Raw genomic sequence first — 17838 nt, 5'->3', positions numbered from 1 at the left:
CACAAATTTTGACACGCTTACACTTTAAAGATAATATAATACTAATTTTACATATTTTTTACCTTATAAAATGGAGATATGCTTATGACATTACCTAAAAATGTGAAGTTGCGTTTACTCATGTTGTTTATTCAAAATGCCTCAGTGAATGCCGTGTTTCCGTTTATGGCATTATTACTCACGCACTATTTAGGCGGTAAAAAAGCCGGACTTATGCTCATTGTCGGAATTTTATTAAAGTTTAGCGGTTCGATTATCGGTGGCTATTTGAGCGACCATTTACCGCTTAAGAAGCATGTCATCGCTTGTTTAACGGCAATGAGTGCACTGCTCTTCCTAGGTATGGGGGCTGTATTGGCTCAGTTAGAAGGTTCACAGTCATTTCAATTATTATTTTTAGTTTTCTTGGCCTGTTACCTTCTCAATGAGCTCTTTACTGCCTTAGCCAAACCGATGTACAATGCTTTAGCTTTAGATAGTATTGACGAGACAAACCGACAACGCTATGCCCGCTTCAAATATTGGATTTCTAACACTTCTACGGCTTTAGGGATGTTGATGGGTGGGTTGTTTTACAGTTCATTCAAGGTGAGTTTGTTTATGCTAATTTTTATCTGTTTGACTGTGAATGTGTTAATTCTCTATTTTGGTGTACAAGAAGCGCGTCGCACAATCAGTCATCCATCAGCACGTCGCTTTGTGGCGATGTTTCAACGTTATCAAGTGGCATATCGCAATCGACCATTCGTCTTATTGCTCATCAGTAGTATGCTCATATTAAGCGCTGAAATGTCGCTCTCATCCTATGTTGCAGTACGTTTAGAACATCAATTTAAAACGATTCAGTGGTTTGGCTTTCCGATTGATGGCGTCCGTATGTTTTCAATACTGTTATTAATCAATACATTGACGATTATTAGTTTAAGCTTTGCGATTTTACACTATTTCAAACGTTTCAAAGTCGCCACCATTTTAAATATTGGCTTTCTCTTTTTCGCGGGAGGCTATACTGTCATCATGAGTAATAACCACGCGCTCGTCCTCGTTATCTTCATGTTGATGGCCACGATTGGCGAAATTTTGTTTACGCCGACTGTGGAAGCAGAAAAAATACGTTTTATTCCTGCCGACACACGTGGTGCCCATTCTGCATTGGACAGTTGGGTGCCGATTGGGGCAGAGCTCATATCGCGGCTATTTTTAATCATTGGTACGTTACTCACACCGCTTATGATGTCAGGTTTAGTTTTAGCAACAGTCGTAACAGGCTTTCTATTATTACTCTCAACTGTCAAACGTTATGAGGCGATTTGAAAAAGTCCACATTTAAAAGGCTGGGGGGCATTTAAGTTTTCCCAGCCTTTTCTATCACTTTTTTACACTATGCCTATAACAAATATAAAAATCACGCTCAATATCCCCTGATCAACTGATGTGTATGCATGATCGTAGGTTATCATTGCGTGCCGTTGCATACAATCCTTTCCCTTCAGAAAAAGATAAATATGTACATTCTTATTTAAGCAAAATTGTACATATTTATTTTGACATTTATACTCTTAAACCGACCAATAAAATATGTAGAAATTCCATCATATGGGGGTTCACTCTAAAGCGATTGATGGTTCTATAAGTTGGCGTTTAACCTTGCTCAAGCCGCATCCTTCGGCAACTATCTTTTAAAAGGTGCTCGATTCTTCGCCCTGAAAAAACAGAATTGGCATAACTATGCAGTATGATTTTTAACATCATTTTTGGATGGTATGATGAAGGACCTCTTTGGCTATAATATGGATTAAAAACTTCTTAGGGGATAGATTCTACAAGTTTGTTAATAATGAATACAATATCATTTTCAGGAAAAGACATCTCAGTTTCTATTGAAAGTGTAAGTTAAAACATGTTATAATTTTTATATATATAAAATATAAAGTTCCCCCGTATTTATGCTTTTGGTTATTTAATATTATACGCGAGAAATTTATTTTTTTGAAATAATATCTAAAAAAGCTCTGATTAAATGTTTTTTTACATCTAATCAGAGCTTTTTTAGCGAAGAGGGCAGGAATTATGTCCCAGCCCCTGATAGGCTAGGCTAGTAAGCGAAGCGCGGTAGAATTCTCTTTTTTCTGTGGCCGTATTCTTGACATAGTTCCAAAATAACTCTTTATACAGCTATTCCCCTACATCACATGAATTATTTTATTTTTAACAACCCATATCCGGACTTATAATCCTTTCCATTTTCTTCGATATCCAATGCATTATTATACAATTTTTTCTCAATTTCACTCGAATTAAGAGTCGGATTTTCATATTTCAATCTTACTAAAGCAGCAGTTACCTGCGGGGTAGAAAGGCTAGTTCCATAATTTAATGAATACCCCTTTTTCAAACCTAGCGCCTTATCAACTATATTTTGTTCTAAATATTCTGGGAATTTTGTTATTATCATATCCTTCACATTAATATTTTGATTTTTATCAAAGTCTTCTCCAAAATATCCTCCAGGAGCAACAATATCTAAGTTTTCTCCGAAATTCGAATAATTTGCTACCTTGTCATTCTTTAAAGTACTGCCTACCGTTATTACATCTGGGTGTCCCCCTGGTAAATGTCTATTATTATTATTTAGCAAGTTTCTTCCATCATTACCCGCCGAAGTAACTATCATTGTACTATGTTCATTTGCGTATTTAATAGCCCTATCATACAGATCTATTATCTGTTTATCTTTCACATTATTAACGTCTTTATATGTTCCTAAACTAATGTTTATAATATCATTTACTTTACTGGCTTCTACTATTGCTTCAATAATATCTGAACTGTCACCTTGATCCTTATCTATTACTTTATATACAGAAATACGAGCATTAGGTGAAATTGTGTTAATCATATTTGCTACCATCGTACCATGGCCAGTTTTATCTCTTATATCATTATTATTATCAATGAAATTTTTTGAGTTCTTAGCATCTATGTTTACACTATTAGCATCTATACCACTATCAATAACACCTACTTTTATAGAGGAATAATCTTTTTTTCCTATATCAGCACCCATGATTTTCCTGATAAACCAGTTATAATCTTCAAATTCCTTCTCTAAAAGGGAGTTAGTAGAAACTTTTATTGACTCACCATTCGATTTTATTATTTTCTTGTATTTTTTTAAGATAATACTTTTACTTCCAATATCTGAATCTGAATTGTAGATAAATAAAGAGTTTATCTCTTCTATATATTTTACTGAGTAATTATTAGCCTTTAATTCTTGAATAAATCTTGATATTTCTCCTTTTGACGAATGCTGATTAAAATTCACTATTTCCTCTTTTCCGAAAACTTTATTATTTGACAGCAATATAAGCAAGAAGAATGCCAGTGACGCTACAAAAAGAATTTTTCTCATCATAAATCCCCCTTCATGTATCTATAAACAATTCCAATTTTAGTTTGTACATTAAGCTTTCTAGCTAACTGCCGCAATTTATATTCTATTGCTGCTTCTGAATAACACAATTTGCTAGCTATCTGCTTATTGGTAAACTCTAAACATATCATTTCAATTATCTTTTTATCCTCTGTTGAAATCATACTAATACAATCCCCCATTGCTTAAATAAAACTGATTAATTACTTATTAATAATCACTCTTCTGTAAAAATAATAATTTAAAACCGTAACCAGTACAGACCATAATACAATTAAGCTAATTGATAAAAATAAATTAGTGTCGTTAATAAATAGAGCATACTGTTGTGCAGAAGGAAGATACCTAATTGCATATAACCATTCATTATACTTAAATAACTGATCATATAATACTGGCAAAGTAACAAAAACAAATACAGGGATAAATAAAAGATTCACTTGTGTTATATTTTTAGATACTAAACCAATTAATATGCCTAAAAGTACTGAAAAAACAATCATCAAAATAAGTAATACCAATTCTGTAATATCGCTGTGTAAATCTAAATCTAATAAAAAGTAACACCCCATAAAATAATTGAACACGCCAATCAATATAGGTACTATAGATTTGCCAACTAAAATCTCAATAAAAGATGCAGGAGACATTATTAAAGCTTCTAACGTCTTATACTCTTTTTCTTCTGCTATCGTACTTGCCAACACTAGGATTATTGAAAAAACATACGTACCACATAGCGTTAAAAATAACTCTATATCCGATGCATCTTCCCCAACATTAAAATAAATCAAAATTGAAAACAGAATGGGCATACATGCAGTTAAAAAAAGGTAGTTATTTTTCTTTATTTCTAAGTAGTCTTTCTTAAATATAGAAAAGATTCTATTCACCATATCTTTCTTCCTCCGATTCTTTAGTCATTTCAATAAAATTATTCCTCAAAGTGTGTTGATTCACATCTATATCTACAATTTTTTCATCCCTCATAATCCCATGCAGGTAAGCATTCAAATCATCACTTTTCGTTATTTTATACTTCTGCTTTTTAGTTTCAATAACTATTTCCTTATTCTTTTGCAATATCATTGCAGTATTACCACTCAACTTTATTTCTCCATGATGCAGAATAGAAATCTGATCACACAGTTTTTCTGCTTCCTCCATATCATGAGTAGTTAGAAATACTGTCGTGCCGCTTTCTCTTATATTTTCAATTAGTCTGTGTATTTTTTCAGTAGTTTTAGGGTCTAAAGATGAAGTTGGCTCATCTAAAATTAGCAATTTGGGTTTATTAATTAAAGCTATACCAAGCAACACTCGTTGCTTCATACCTCTGGATAAGTTCTTATATACTTCATTTCTTTGATCATAAAGCAGCAATTCTTTCATAAGCCATGTTGCAGTTGATTTTTCAACTTTATATAAGCTAGAAAAAAAGCTTATATTTTCTTCTATGGTTAATCTAGAATATGCTGAACTAGCATCACTCATTATCCCTACATTTTCCTTGAAACTTTTCTGTGTCAATTGATCTTTGTTGTGGTTCATTATAAGTAAGTCGCCTGAAAAGTCGTTTACCTTCCCAACCATTATATTAATAAGCGTCGTTTTCCCTGAACCACTCGGACCTAATAATCCATATATAACACCTTCATCAACTTTTATATCTACTCCTTTCAATACAAATTTATTTCCAAAATTCTTCCGTATATTTTTTAGGGTTATCATTTTATTCACTCCTTTGCCAAACATCATAATGCAATTTAAGCAAAAATTTCATATTTTTAGCCGAATGGTGGTTAAATCATTCCGAATAGAGCCCAATAATTAAGGGGTAAGTCTGAATTCCCTCTTATTTTTGATTTTTTGATAATAGAAGTAACAACAGTAACTAATAAAATCACTTTTCTTTGTAATGAAATGAAAAAAGAATTCAAACATATTAGATGATATGGTTAAGATGCTATAAGAAATTATAGATTAGTTGTAAATGACGGTTATAAAATGTAGGAAAATGGCGGAATGAAAATGCTGTTTTTCCTACATTTTTTAGTTTCTAAAATATATAATCATGTCTCAACTCAATCTTTGAATGGAGGTTGTTTGATTGAGACTTGATATATACGAAGGTCATGAAAGGAATAAAACCAATTTATACTGAGCTGGGTAGACAGTATCATTGCGACCCAAGAACAGTCAAAAAGGATTACGAAGCTGGAAAAGAAAATGAGTTAGAAAGAATAAAAGCAAGGAAAACGACGAAGAGAGTATCAAAATTAGAACCGTATAAAACGCTTATAGACAAAAATTAGAGTTAGGTTGTACGGCTATGGCGATTTATAAATATATTTCTAAAAAAGGATATGAAGGCAAGTATACGATTCTGAGAGAATATTGTAAGAATAAGAAAGAACCGGAGGCGTTCCTAAGGAGATATGGTTTGATAATATGAAAACAGTCGTTGATCGTCCTAGAACGCAATATAGAAAAGTTGTATTTAACACCCTTTTCCATCAATTTAGTAAAGATGCAAACTTTGAACCCATCGCGTGTAGGCCTTATAGACCACAAACCAAGGGCTCTGTTGAATCTTTAGCTAAATTTGTGGAACAGCGTTTAAGGCCCTACGATTATGAATTTTATGACGCTGTTGAACTTATCAGTCTTGTCAATCACTTTTGTCATGAAATGAACCATAACGAAATGTCCCAAGCAACTGACTGCTATCCCATTGATTTATTCAATTCTGAAGAAAAACATCTATTGAACCCGTTTAATGTGCAGTTATTAGACACCTATGTCGAAGATGAATGCATTCGAATCGTTTCTAAAGAGTCGATGGTTAATTTTAGAAAAGGTAAATATTCAGTACCTACAAAATTTATTGGAGAGGAGGTTCAATTAATCTTTAATGAATTGACTGACGAGTTATCAATCTACTTTGATGCCGAGTTAATTAGAACGCATCATTTATCGGAAAAGAAATTCAATTATGTTACCGAAGATATGTGTGAGATCTTGAAGTCTCATGTACTCAAGCATAAAGACGATCAAGAAATTCTTAGTTATATCGAAGATTCATTATTAAAATATGACGAGGTATAGGAGAACAGATATGTATACAGACCATCAAAAGCTATTAGAAAACTTTCGACAGCTCAATCTAAAAATGATTAAAGACTATTATCCGAAGTATTTAGAGTCACTATCCAAGAATCAAAAATCTTTAACTGAAATTTTACTTGAGTTGACGGAAAAGGAAGTAGAATATCAAGCTGAACAAAAATTTAAACGCGCTATTAAGTTAGCACGTTTCCCTAAGATTAAATATTTAAGTGATTTTGATTTTACGTTTCAACCAAGTATTAATAAACAAGAAATACTCACATTAAAATCCATGCATTTTCTAGAGAAGAAAGGAATAATCAATAAAACTTTAAAACAATTAAACAAAATTGAACTGCTTATCATTGATGAGATAGGCTATCAAAAGAACAAGCAGATCTCTTCTATCAATTGATGTCACTAAGGTTATGAAATGAAATCCACAATCATTACGACGAATATCCCCTTTTCTAGTTGGGGGGATTCATTTAGTAACAAAATAGCGTCAGCACCCATTATTGATAGACTTATTCATCATTCAAAAATATTTAAGATTACAGGGGGCTCTTACCGACTTAAAGACTACAAAAGTGAAAAAAGTTTAAACATACGTCATTCTCAAACCGCTAAAAAACGACATTTTCAAACCGCTATTGACAATGGGCTAGGCAAACAAGCGAAGCGCGGTAGAACTCTCTTTTTTTGTCTCCGTATTCTTGACATAGATCCACACCTTACTATTCAAAATGATTTATATAACATTGATGTAAGAGGCGAAAAATGCTTTCTATGCTATTGTACAATGCTTATAAGGTATTCTATAAGCAACGCTCCTCCCACCACTAATATAATAAAAAAGGAACTCAATGTGTTTACATTCAAACCTATCAACTTATTCTTTTTTATACTTAAAGCCCATTTCAAGCTAATATAATTTAGAAATAAACCTGTAATAAACATCAAAAAAGCCAGTTTAGCCACAATATAAACCAATAGAAAATAATACGGCATTGATATTATGATAGAAAAGTAATAATAGTTTGAAAATATGATATTGTAATTAGAATATAAAAAACCATTGCCACTTTGTATATCTCTCTTCTTTATAAAAATCGGAATAAAAAAACTATTGAAGAAGAGCATTATGATCCAAGTAGAAACTACAACAATATCGTCCATAACATTTAGTACATAAGTAATGAAAAATATTGCATAAGGAGTTAAAAAACAACCTAAAGCATTCATTGATGAACACATATTTAACATATTTTTTTTAAGAAGTTGAAAGAACATCATTATCACCTATTTTTTTGATGTATTGATTCTTTAAATGCTTTTAATCTATATTTAGATAAAGGGATATTATAATTACCTATTGAAATTTCATAACTAGATTTAGATACTTGAGTAAGTTCAATAGCATAATTCAAATTTGCGAGATAACATCTATGCGTTCTAAAAAACGAACCTAATAATTCTTTTTCTAAATTCTCTAATGTTGTTTTAATACGAACTCTATCTTCATTTAATTGTGCGTATATTATAGAATTCACAGATTCAAAAAACACAACGTCCTCTGGAGAAAAAAAGATTGTATTTTCAGTTTTCACTGACATCCCATTTAAACTTTTCGGAATTATTAACTCATTAGTTAACGGTTCCGAAAAGTTCAGTGTTTTGTATTTTCTGAGATTCTCGTTTGATAAATCATCAACAAAAATAATGTATTTTTTTTCTTTTAAAGACTGCCCAACGTCTATTATTTCATAAAAAGATGGATCGTTTATAATTTCACATGTAGGTGTTGTCAATATGACAATATTAGAATTTAATACCAAGTTAAGATAATAAGCTGTACTTGTTGAATTGATTGGTATACATTCCTCGATTTTCTTCTTTATTGCTTCGTTTTCGTTATTCCAAACTAACAAAAAGTTGATATAACTTTTCACTCCCATACCTGGAAGAGTTTGTATAATTGGATCAACATTAGTTGAACAATCATAATTTTTTAATATATATTCAATAAAGCCTCCTTCGTTTCTACGAGGAGGCTTTACAATAACAATACTATTATTTTTCATAGCATGTTTAACTTCATCAAGATAGATATCCTTATCTCTTCCCATGTAAAACACTTCCTAATTCCTTAGATAAGGTTAATTATATCCTGGTTTATGTGACGTTTCAATGCATATAAAAATCCTGCTTTGCCTAGTAACAAATTCCAAGAATCGATGTTATTAGGGAATCCGGATAAAAAAGTATCTAAATCCAATATATGTGAAATTATCCTATTTTTTTCATTAGTTAAATCATTAAAACCTAGTTCTTCTAAAATATTGCTTGTTTCAATAAAACCGCTGGCACCATTACATATAGAGTGATTATCAAAATAATAATGTTTTTTTAAGAAATTTATATGTTCTTTTATAGAGTAATCCGGAGAATATTTTTTGTATAAAGCTCTACTCAACAAAACACCTAATAATCCATGAGATAGCGTGAAGTCTCTGTACTTTTCAAAAATACTTTCATCATTTTTTTTGATAAGATTCATTACAAATTTCAAAACTATATTGTTATTAGTAATTTCGTACCCTCGTAACAAACCATAAATAATTCCGCTGTTTCCATGAGAAAAACCAATATCTTTAGGAACTCTATTCTTATTCTTAAGTATTTGAGTTTCTGTCATTACAATAGCTTTTTTTAACACTCTTTTGACATCGATATTTTTACAATATAAAAAAGCATCTCGTAGTAATGATAGTATACCTGATAAGCCACTGAAAAAATCTAAATTTTGGATTTTTTTCATATTAGATGTGTATGCTTCTAATATCGAAAATATTTTCTGCATACATTCAATATCATTATACCTATTCACTAGTATGACAAGCGGTTTTAATGCCGATAATATGTCATAATATGAAGAATAAAGGTTATCGTGTATTTTAATGTTACTAAGTAACGAATTCTTTACTAACCTATCAATTGAATCATTACCTTCATATAATAATAACTGAAACATTCCAGAAAGTCCGTCTGAATAATTTATATTCAAAGCGTTATATTCATAGGATCCGCTTAACGTCAAGCTCATACCTTCCCAGTTAATATCTTGAAAGTCGTAATCTCCTTTATAAGAAAAATCCACCAATTTATTGATTTCTTTAGTAATTAACTCATTACGAAAATCATGATTATCATTTTTGATATACTTTAAAGTCGTTCTTTGTCTTTTAAAATCCTCTACATCGCTATTAACCAATAGAATATCATTTAATATTTGGCATTGTTTTTTTATACTATCCTCATCTAATCTTTTGAATTTTTTCTTTACTAACTCTAATGGTGAAGATTTATATATATCTTTATAAATTGAATTATTGGTATATATGTCTTTTGTTGATGTATTATTATAAAATACAGGTACATCATTATTTAATAACGATAACTTTTCTTCTTTTAGAATATTTTCTGGGAGATACGAAAGATAAAGTCTATCTACTACCATTTCTCTTAAGAGAACATCAGATGTTTTTCCAGGAGATAATGAATCAAATAAAATGTTAGCATAAAAATCTGTATTTCTAATCACCGTCCTCACTTGTATATCCTGAAATATATCTAAGGCGCCCTGTTCCTTAATCAACTCTTTTTTTATATTTTGTAATACTTTTAGAATATTTTCAAAGCCATCCAAAATATACTTATTATATTCATAAGGATTGACCTTCTCATCGTTTAATTGAGGGATGTTTTTAGTTTCTGAAATTTCCATGTCTAATTCTTTTAAGGTCAAATTAGATGTCATATCGTTAGCTATATACAAATTTTTGACTGGAACTTTTTGGCATATACTTCCTAACGCACTAAGGTCAAAACCTTTACCATACTTGTCTGGAAATGAATTTTTAGGAAGCATACCAGTTCCTATTATTGAGTTTGCTAAAAAATATTTCACTTTATTGGTTGCATTTCTTTCGAAAACTCCTTCTAATTGATTATTAAAAAGCGTTTCCAAATCAATTATCACCGGAAATCCTTTATAAGCAATTATATTCTCATAATGTATATCATTACCGTTTAGCATGTAAATTATACCTAGAAGACTTCCAAAACGATAGTAATAATCTTTAATATCACCTTCCGAAACACACGATGCATAAGGTATTTTCTCTTCTATACAATACTCCTCAAACAATAGGTGGTTGACTGTATATAGTTTCTTATCTAAGTATGTATTCAAATATGAAACAAATTTATTGAAGCACTTGGTCACATATAAATTTTTAGGCTTAAATACTAAGTCCTTTTCACCAAAACTGAGGACTGCAACACTCTTTCCATTTTCGTGTGTATCACCATAATTTATATCGATTTTATTTAAAGTATTTTCTAATCCAAAGTGTCCTTTTATCTTCTGGTAATCATTTTCGACATTTTTTATGATACTTGAAATATAATTTATATAGTTATACGTCATGTCACTGTTGATTCTAAATAAAGTAATATGCTTTAGATAGAAACATAACAGATCTTTTCTGTTGAATAGATTTTTTTGAAGAAACTCTTCATATTGTTCAATAGGAGATTTAGATTCAGCCACTTGTCTAAAATCATTTACTTCTTTAATAAATGTTCTAATAACGTTATTCATCAACATTTCGTGAAGTTGGTTTCGTGAATGTTCAATATCAATACTTCTTATATTTTGTAAAGACATCTTTCTATCAAACTCTTTTAAAAAAGGAAGCGTTAAATAGTTTCTATCGAGTTCTTTATTATCTTCAATATCTTCTATATTAAAATAACGTTTTTTGTACATTTTAAGTAACTTTTCTGATTCGCTATCACTTTTATTAATTCTAGCTATTAAATCTTCTTCTGTTAGGTTCTCTGTAGCTAATTTTTTTTGCCAGTGCTTACTATGGGTCAAAAATGATTCTTCCTTCCAAAAATCTAACAATGAATAATCTGTATTTTCCACTAACTTTTTTTCACTTGCGATCTCATTACTATATAACATATTACTCATTTATCCTACCTCCATTAATCATTTCATTAAAAACACTGTTAATTGACAATAGTTCTTCAGGTTTACCTTTTTCTATAATTTTACCTTTATCTAAAACATAAATTAAATCGGCATCTAGCACCGTACTAAGTCGATGTGCAACGATAACTTGAGTTATACCTTTTTTCCGGATTCTCTCACTTATTATCCTTTGATTTTCATTATCTAGTGCACTAGTAGCTTCATCATATAATAATAATGATGGACTATTTGCAAGCGATCTTGCTAACAAAATCTTCTGAATTTGACCTCCAGAAAAATTACTAGCTTCCTCATTAATTTTAGTATGTAAACCATATGGTAATGCTTGCAACTCTTCGCTAAAATTCATTTCCTTTAATAACTCTAAACATTTTTCGTCGGTTAATATATTCGAAATATTTTCTTTTATCGTCTTATTAAAAAGTCCGCTTTCTTGTAATACCACTCCTAGGTGGTGCCCGTAGCTATACGTGGAAAAATCTTTATTATTCAATGTTATTTCGCCTTCATAATCCGTATATACTCCAGCGAGTATTTTCAACAACGTACTTTTACCTGACCCGGATTTGCCCACTATCGCTATTTTTTTATTTGCTGGTATTACCATATTTATATCTTTAAGAATTTCTGTTTCAAAAGTTCCATATGAAAAACTTAAATTTTTAATTTTTAAATCTTCCCTAAAATCACTAGCTTCATAGAACTTCACTTTTTGCTCTTGCGTACGGTAGTTTATGATATCTGTAATTTTAGATATATAACTTTTTACATAAATTATTTCAGCAAATGAATTACTCAAAGATATTACTGGTGCCATAAACATTGTTCCTATAGAATTTATAGCCAATAAAGTGCCCATGCTCATATTTCCATTTTTAACGTAGGATATACCCAAAACAAAAACAATCAAGGGTAATGAAAATTGATAGGCTTGTATCAAAGTATTCAACTTATTATTTAAAATTTCTCTCTTTTTAAAGCTTGAAATCTGATTATGAAAATATCGCTTCCATTGTTCCAAATACGTGTTTTCTAAATTCTGAGTCTTAATATCTATAATTCTTCCAACTAACTCAGTATAAAATGTTTGTAAATCTGATTTCGCTGATACATCTGTATCTGTTAAATCCATAATCTTAGGCATTGTTAACACTAAAGTTAGAAAGACTAAAACACTCAACAAAACAATCAAAACGCCAAACTGAAAAGATAAATTTACTAGTAAATACAAATATAAAACAAGAAATGCTAAGTCTATAAAAACTGCTATAACTTTACTAGATAAAATTTGCTTAATTATCTCGTTTGCAGTTGCTCGAAAAACCAAATCGCCTCTACTTCTTAGAGAAAATTCTGAAGCAGGCATATTTACTAACTTTAAAATAAATTTATTCATAATAGAGTAATCTAATTTGTTTTCTATGCTAATAACTAATAGCCCTCTTGACCAATTAGCCAATAAATATATTAATATTAATATAACTAACAAAGGAGTTATTTTTATAATGTCAAAACTGTTAATGTTGTCAGTTAGATTTTTTATTAATAATGGAATTTGTATCAATAAAATTTGAATTAATACAGTCACGATAAGTAAACTAACACCTATTTTCACAAACGGCCTAAAGTTAGGTAATTGATACCTCTTCTTTATAGGTGCATCAATATTATTTATGGATAGGAAGTACTCAGAAAAACTATCTTTCATTTTAGAAACTATATATTTTTTACGCCCTTTAGCTGGATCGACAATATATGCAATTCCTTTTTTCACTTTTTCTAATATAACAAAATGCCCTTTTCTCATATGGACAATACTAGGTGTTAAAAAATCTTCTATTTTATTTGCTTTTCCACACACCACATTCGCACCATAAAACTCAAGAATTTCGCACAAGTTCCCCATGCTCAATCCGTTTGATCCTACTTTAAATTGTTCCCTTATACTGTCTATGGTGATGTTTTTATTTTTTTGTGCTAATAGCATAGTTACACAAGCTATCCCACAGTCTTGATCATTAGTTTGCTCAATAAATGGAGTTTTTTTCATTGTAAGTCTCACCTCATCACCTTAAATATAACACTATTTATTCTTAAATTTATTAAGGATTCCCTTAACAATGCGCTGTACTACTAGATAAATATTAAAATTTGTTATAGTTTTAATATATACAAAAGGCCTATTGTATACACCAATACCTAAATTAGGAGTGATTTCAATGGATAAACTAAAATTGTGGAAGCACACAAAACAAGAAAGTAATTCTTCAGAATTTCAAAAGGTAGACATTAAAGAACTCAACAGAATTAATGGAGGTAGTGACGTTAAACCTGAAACTACCCCTTTGTGTGTAGGAGTCATCGCAGGATTAACATACTCAATTAAAAAATGTAACAAGAAGTAATAAAATCGAGTAGGAGAATAGTCATTTATTGACTATCCGTCCTCTCACACCACCGAGCGTACGGTTCCATACTCGGCGATTCAATATCTTGTATAAGCCAACTCTGCAAGCTGGACTAGTGGTATCAGTCCCCATTTGTAGAGTTGTTTTGTTGTAAGTGCACGTTGAACTTCATGCGTATTCGATAATCGCCGGTACTTTTTGCGAGACTGTGAGATTTTCATTGCACTTCTATGGTCAAGACCATATTGGCGCAACATCTTATATTTAGTTCTTACTCTTTTCCACCGTTTAAGAATGAGTTGTCTAAGTCGGCGGTTTAGCCAAGATTGCGTGGTTTCAATAAATCCTTTGATAAAACCTCTACCAAAGTAATTTATCCAGCCGCGCGTCACTTGGTTAATTTCAGTGATAATATTCTTGAAAGTATCGGGTCTATTTCGTTTCGTTATTTTCCTTAAGGCGCGTATTAAATTTCTTTTTGCTTCCGTAGTCGGTCTGAAACGATAAACCCCATTGACCTTGGTTATTAGACAACTCAAGAACTTTAAACGTGTGACTGCTCCTATTTTACTTTTCTCTTCATTGACAACCAGTTTCAATTGCTTTTCAATAAATTTCGTTACACTTGTCATTACGCGTTCACCTGCACGTTTTGTGCGTACAAAAATGACAAAGTCATCGGCATAGCGTACAAAACGTTGTCCACGCTTTTCGAGTTCTTTATCCAGTTCATGTAGATAGATATTACATAGTAAGGGAGAGATAACGCCCCCTTGTGGCGCACCTATCTTTCTTTCTGCGGCTTCGCCAGATAGTTCAATAGCACCCACTCTGGTTCTCGCTTGTTGTATCACTCTGTCTCTAGCGACAGGAATACCAAGCACACGCATTTTCCCGTTTGGTTTAGGAATTTGAACTTTTCGAACTGCTTGAGGTTGATAAGTACCATCAAGCAGTTTTTTCGTTATCTGTGAAAAGTATTGCGCAAAGTGGGCATGGAGTCCACTGACTTTCATGCCGTCAATTCCAGGAGTACCATTGTTTTTCTTAACCTTCTTGATAGCTTTTTCTATGTTGTCAGGTCTTACAACAAGCTCCATCAGAGATGAAGACTTACGATACATTTCTTTCATTTCACCTAAGATTTACTGTACACACTTATGTATTCTTTTTCGTTCCACTACTTATCCTTCCATAAGTTGCCGGTTGAAAACCGTATTCTGCACGTCGTAAACCTGTAACCTCCAATCTTTACTTTGTATTGAATATTGTTCAGTCCTTCGGTACATTTTCCCTACTATGACTTCTGCTGACTTCTCATCATTCGTTGTTACTATGGTAGAAATATACCGCGCATGTTGTTGCTTACAATCATTTCCACTGTACTTCTTTTTGATACCACGCGATGACTTGATCAATACGCGCAATCAATGTCGCCTCATCTTCTCCTTCGATGACGACTGACATAATATGATCCACACTTAATTGCGCTGCGCCAAATGCTTGGCCTGGTGTCGCTTTATGAGATTGAAAAAGCACCCAATCTTCATCTAATTGTTGTTCTATCCCTTGAAATGTCGCATTTTGGGGAGGTAGCAAGATAAATCCGCCATACCGTTGAATTTGTGTGTGTCCATTTACTTCATCTGCACGCCCTGTTTGTAAGTAAAGACTCATTTGATTGAGCTGCATTCCGATGGCATGTTCTAACATACGACCGATTTCACCGCCCCCTGTACGACTTGCAATTTCACAAAAATAGATGTCATTCGTCGGTGTCACAAAAAATTCGGCATGAAACGATCCGTTCGGTAATGTCGGTAATGCCGCAACGACTTGCTTCACTTCTTGTTGCAGCGCTTGACTAAGTGAATGGTCTTTCTTCAACATATAACTCGCTAACGGCTGATAATCTTTAAATGCTAAACATCCATTATAATAGTGAGAAACATAGGCACACTTCACTTCTGCATTGTGAACAAGTCCATCGATATGATACATCTCCCCATCAATAAACTGTTCAATTTCATATCTTCCGATGTCAGGATGCGTCTGCAAAAACATGTCAATATCCTGTTGTTTGCGTGCAATCACGACATCTGACGAACCTGAGCCATCAATCGGCTTGAGCACGACAGGATAGCCGTACTTTTCTACAAATCGCTGTATGTTCACGCCGTCTATCGCTTTATCAAAGTGTGGTGTTTTTACTGCTGTGCTTTGCAACAACTGTTTCATTAGCACTTTATCCCGATATGCTTCTGCACTGATTAGCGACTGCCCTTCTATGTTCAACAACGCTCTAATTTTCGCTGCTCGAATAACGTCAAATTCCGAAATCGATAGCACATGTGTAATGTTATATTGCGCACTTAATTCGAGTGCACGCATTTCAATGTCAGGATTTACCATATAATGTTCAAAGGCTTCAATACGCAAATAGTTTTCATCAGCATAACTGTCTTTTCTCTCAGCCGGACAAAATAATATCATTTGTTCTGCTGTATCCGGAAACCATTCATCATAAGGTGTTTTTGCATGCGCCGTACTTGATAACATGAGTATCGTCATTCCACAACCACCTCAATCACTTCATGAATCCAATCAATCTTTTGGCGAATCGCTTCTGTCGTCTCACCTTCTAAAACGATATTGAGCACAAAGCAACTCGAAAAATGTTCCGGTGGCATGACGATGGCATCACCAACATTTTTTAACGGAATGACATAGTGCACGCCTGGTATTTCAACTAAGCGGTCAAGCCCTTTAATCCCTTGAAATATTCCGGCTTGCTCAGTCATAACGCTATAAAAACACATTTTTTTTGATGTTTGATCAAAAACAGGCCAATTTTCAGTCACATCATTTCCGACTGACACATTCAATATTTTTTCAACAAACGAATGGCCAGATGCACCTGGGATTAAATGTGATGTAATGAAGCCGCCCGCTGGTCTCGCCGCCGCTTCGATGACTTTAAAACCCTCTTTCGTTGCTCTACCTTCCAGATGAAATGCACAGTTGTCAATGCCTAAACTTTGAATAGCCTGTGTCGCTTTCGTCTTAATTTCTTGTTGTAAGGTATCATGTTTATCAGACGGAAAAATTGCAATGTACTCCAGTGAATATTCAGGTGTTACCGCTTTGTCCGTAATCCCTGCAATGCGTACTTCTCCATTTTGTACGACACCTTCAACCGACACTTCTTCACCGACAAGATACCCTTCATAAATGTAATCATTCGGATAATAAGAATACACTTTGTCACGTTCTGGTGATGTCGCATGACGTAAAGTTTCGTACACATCATCAATACATGCTTCACTTTCGATTTTAAAGATTCCTTTACTTCCCGAAGCGCCAACTGGTTTCAATATCCCTGGCGTCCCAATACGTGCAACAGCCTGACGTAAATCATCTTCACTGCGCACATTTTTAAAAGAAGGTGAAATGTCAGGTACTTGATCAAACGCTACACGCATTAAATATTTGTTACGTGCATTTTTGACATGTGACATCGGTATACCTGGCAATTGTAATCGGTCATTTAATTGCGCAACCAACTCCACATCTTTATCTGACCACGTCAGTATCCCGCTCAACGGTTGTTTTTGATGATACGTAAGCACTGCTTCAACGACTGATGTTTCATCATACGTATCGATTTCAATCACTTCATCTAATCCGCTGTCAATCAGTTGTGGATTATGGTCTGTCATCAATACAACACGATACCCTTGTCTTTTTGCCTCAATCACCGGCGCAACACGCTCTACTTTGTGACTTCTTAAATTAATAAATAGTAATGTTTTCACGCACTT

Annotated in this window: 15 protein-coding genes and 1 pseudogene; 5 read left to right on the top strand and 11 right to left on the bottom strand. The window is 32.6% G+C overall.

Features of this window, described 5'->3' with window-relative positions; translation table 11 throughout:
* Window positions 1–84 precede the first annotated feature (84 nt).
* A complete protein-coding gene (locus KM149_RS02140) occupies window positions 85–1314 on the top strand; it encodes an MFS transporter (protein WP_214971293.1) in 1230 nt (409 codons plus the stop codon).
* A gap of 327 nt (window positions 1315–1641) precedes the next feature.
* Here the strand turns inward: KM149_RS02140 and KM149_RS12005 are convergent.
* The 5 genes and pseudogenes from KM149_RS12005 to KM149_RS02120 all read right to left on the bottom strand — a co-directional run.
* Window positions 1642–1791: pseudogene (locus tag KM149_RS12005) on the bottom strand (transposase); the annotation flags it as partial.
* 406 nt (window positions 1792–2197) lie between these two features.
* The gene (locus KM149_RS02130) at window positions 2198–3415 is read right to left on the bottom strand and encodes a S8 family peptidase (RefSeq protein ID WP_214971298.1); all 1218 of its coding nucleotides are present in this window, start codon (window positions 3413–3415) and stop codon (window positions 2198–2200) included.
* Window positions 3415–3600, bottom strand: a complete 186-nt coding sequence (locus tag KM149_RS12000; protein ID WP_214971301.1) for a LuxR C-terminal-related transcriptional regulator — start codon at window positions 3598–3600, stop codon at window positions 3415–3417. The genes KM149_RS02130 and KM149_RS12000 overlap by 1 nt, the downstream gene beginning before the upstream one ends.
* 39 nt (window positions 3601–3639) lie before the next feature.
* Window positions 3640–4332, bottom strand: a complete 693-nt coding sequence (locus tag KM149_RS02125; RefSeq protein WP_103356740.1) for an ABC transporter permease — start codon at window positions 4330–4332, stop codon at window positions 3640–3642.
* Window positions 4322–5167 carry an ABC transporter ATP-binding protein gene (locus KM149_RS02120; protein ID WP_214971304.1) on the bottom strand — a complete coding sequence of 282 codons (846 nt, stop codon included), beginning with the start codon at window positions 5165–5167 and terminating at the stop codon, window positions 4322–4324. Before KM149_RS02120 ends, KM149_RS02125 begins: the two co-directional genes overlap by 11 nt.
* A 720-nt stretch (window positions 5168–5887) precedes the next feature.
* Here KM149_RS02120 and KM149_RS02115 point away from each other — a divergent pair.
* From KM149_RS02115 to KM149_RS02105, 3 genes are read left to right on the top strand one after another with little or no spacing between them, the layout of a single operon-like run.
* Window positions 5888–6544 (top strand): Mu transposase domain-containing protein, encoded by a 657-nt coding sequence (locus KM149_RS02115; protein ID WP_241415497.1) that lies wholly within the window; start codon window positions 5888–5890, stop codon window positions 6542–6544.
* A 10-nt stretch (window positions 6545–6554) separates the two neighbouring features.
* Window positions 6555–6959 (top strand): ATP-binding protein, encoded by a 405-nt coding sequence (locus tag KM149_RS02110; protein ID WP_241415496.1) that lies wholly within the window; start codon window positions 6555–6557, stop codon window positions 6957–6959.
* Window positions 6960–6977: 18 nt separating this feature from the next.
* Window positions 6978–7478: an ATP-binding protein gene (locus tag KM149_RS02105; protein WP_241415495.1), complete on the top strand. Its 501-nt coding sequence runs from the start codon at window positions 6978–6980 to the stop codon at window positions 7476–7478.
* A gap of 364 nt (window positions 7479–7842) precedes the next feature.
* On the opposite strand, the gene KM149_RS02100 is transcribed toward KM149_RS02105, so the two are convergent.
* From KM149_RS02100 to KM149_RS02090, 3 genes are read right to left on the bottom strand one after another with little or no spacing between them, the layout of a single operon-like run.
* On the bottom strand, window positions 7843–8673 hold the full coding sequence (locus KM149_RS02100; protein WP_241415494.1) for a LytTR family DNA-binding domain-containing protein: 831 nt from the start codon (window positions 8671–8673) through the stop codon (window positions 7843–7845).
* 20 nt (window positions 8674–8693) lie between these two features.
* Window positions 8694–11588 carry a type 2 lanthipeptide synthetase LanM gene (gene lanM / locus KM149_RS02095; protein ID WP_214971307.1) on the bottom strand — a complete coding sequence of 965 codons (2895 nt, stop codon included), beginning with the start codon at window positions 11586–11588 and terminating at the stop codon, window positions 8694–8696.
* Window positions 11581–13659, bottom strand: coding sequence for a peptidase domain-containing ABC transporter (locus tag KM149_RS02090; RefSeq protein ID WP_214971310.1), 2079 nt, complete (start codon window positions 13657–13659; stop codon window positions 11581–11583). The genes lanM and KM149_RS02090 overlap by 8 nt, the downstream gene beginning before the upstream one ends.
* A gap of 169 nt (window positions 13660–13828) precedes the next feature.
* Between KM149_RS02090 and KM149_RS02085 the strand changes: the two genes are divergently transcribed.
* Window positions 13829–14014: a mersacidin family lantibiotic gene (locus KM149_RS02085; RefSeq protein WP_214971313.1), complete on the top strand. Its 186-nt coding sequence runs from the start codon at window positions 13829–13831 to the stop codon at window positions 14012–14014.
* Between the two features lie 80 nt (window positions 14015–14094).
* Here KM149_RS02085 and KM149_RS02080 read toward each other — a convergent pair whose 3' ends face one another.
* From KM149_RS02080 to KM149_RS02070, 3 genes are all read right to left on the bottom strand, one after another.
* A complete protein-coding gene (locus KM149_RS02080; protein ID WP_342592901.1) occupies window positions 14095–15141 on the bottom strand; it encodes a reverse transcriptase domain-containing protein in 1047 nt (348 codons plus the stop codon).
* A 247-nt stretch (window positions 15142–15388) separates the two neighbouring features.
* A complete protein-coding gene (locus KM149_RS02075) occupies window positions 15389–16588 on the bottom strand; it encodes an ATP-grasp domain-containing protein (RefSeq protein WP_214971319.1) in 1200 nt (399 codons plus the stop codon).
* On the bottom strand, window positions 16585–17832 hold the full coding sequence (locus tag KM149_RS02070) for an ATP-grasp domain-containing protein (RefSeq protein WP_241415492.1): 1248 nt from the start codon (window positions 17830–17832) through the stop codon (window positions 16585–16587). The genes KM149_RS02075 and KM149_RS02070 overlap by 4 nt, the downstream gene beginning before the upstream one ends.
* Between the last annotated feature and the right edge of the window lie 6 nt (window positions 17833–17838).

Source organism: Staphylococcus coagulans, from assembly GCF_022557135.1.
GTDB classification, from domain to species: domain Bacteria; phylum Bacillota; class Bacilli; order Staphylococcales; family Staphylococcaceae; genus Staphylococcus; species Staphylococcus coagulans.
This window is presented reverse-complemented; position numbering and strand designations above follow the sequence as displayed.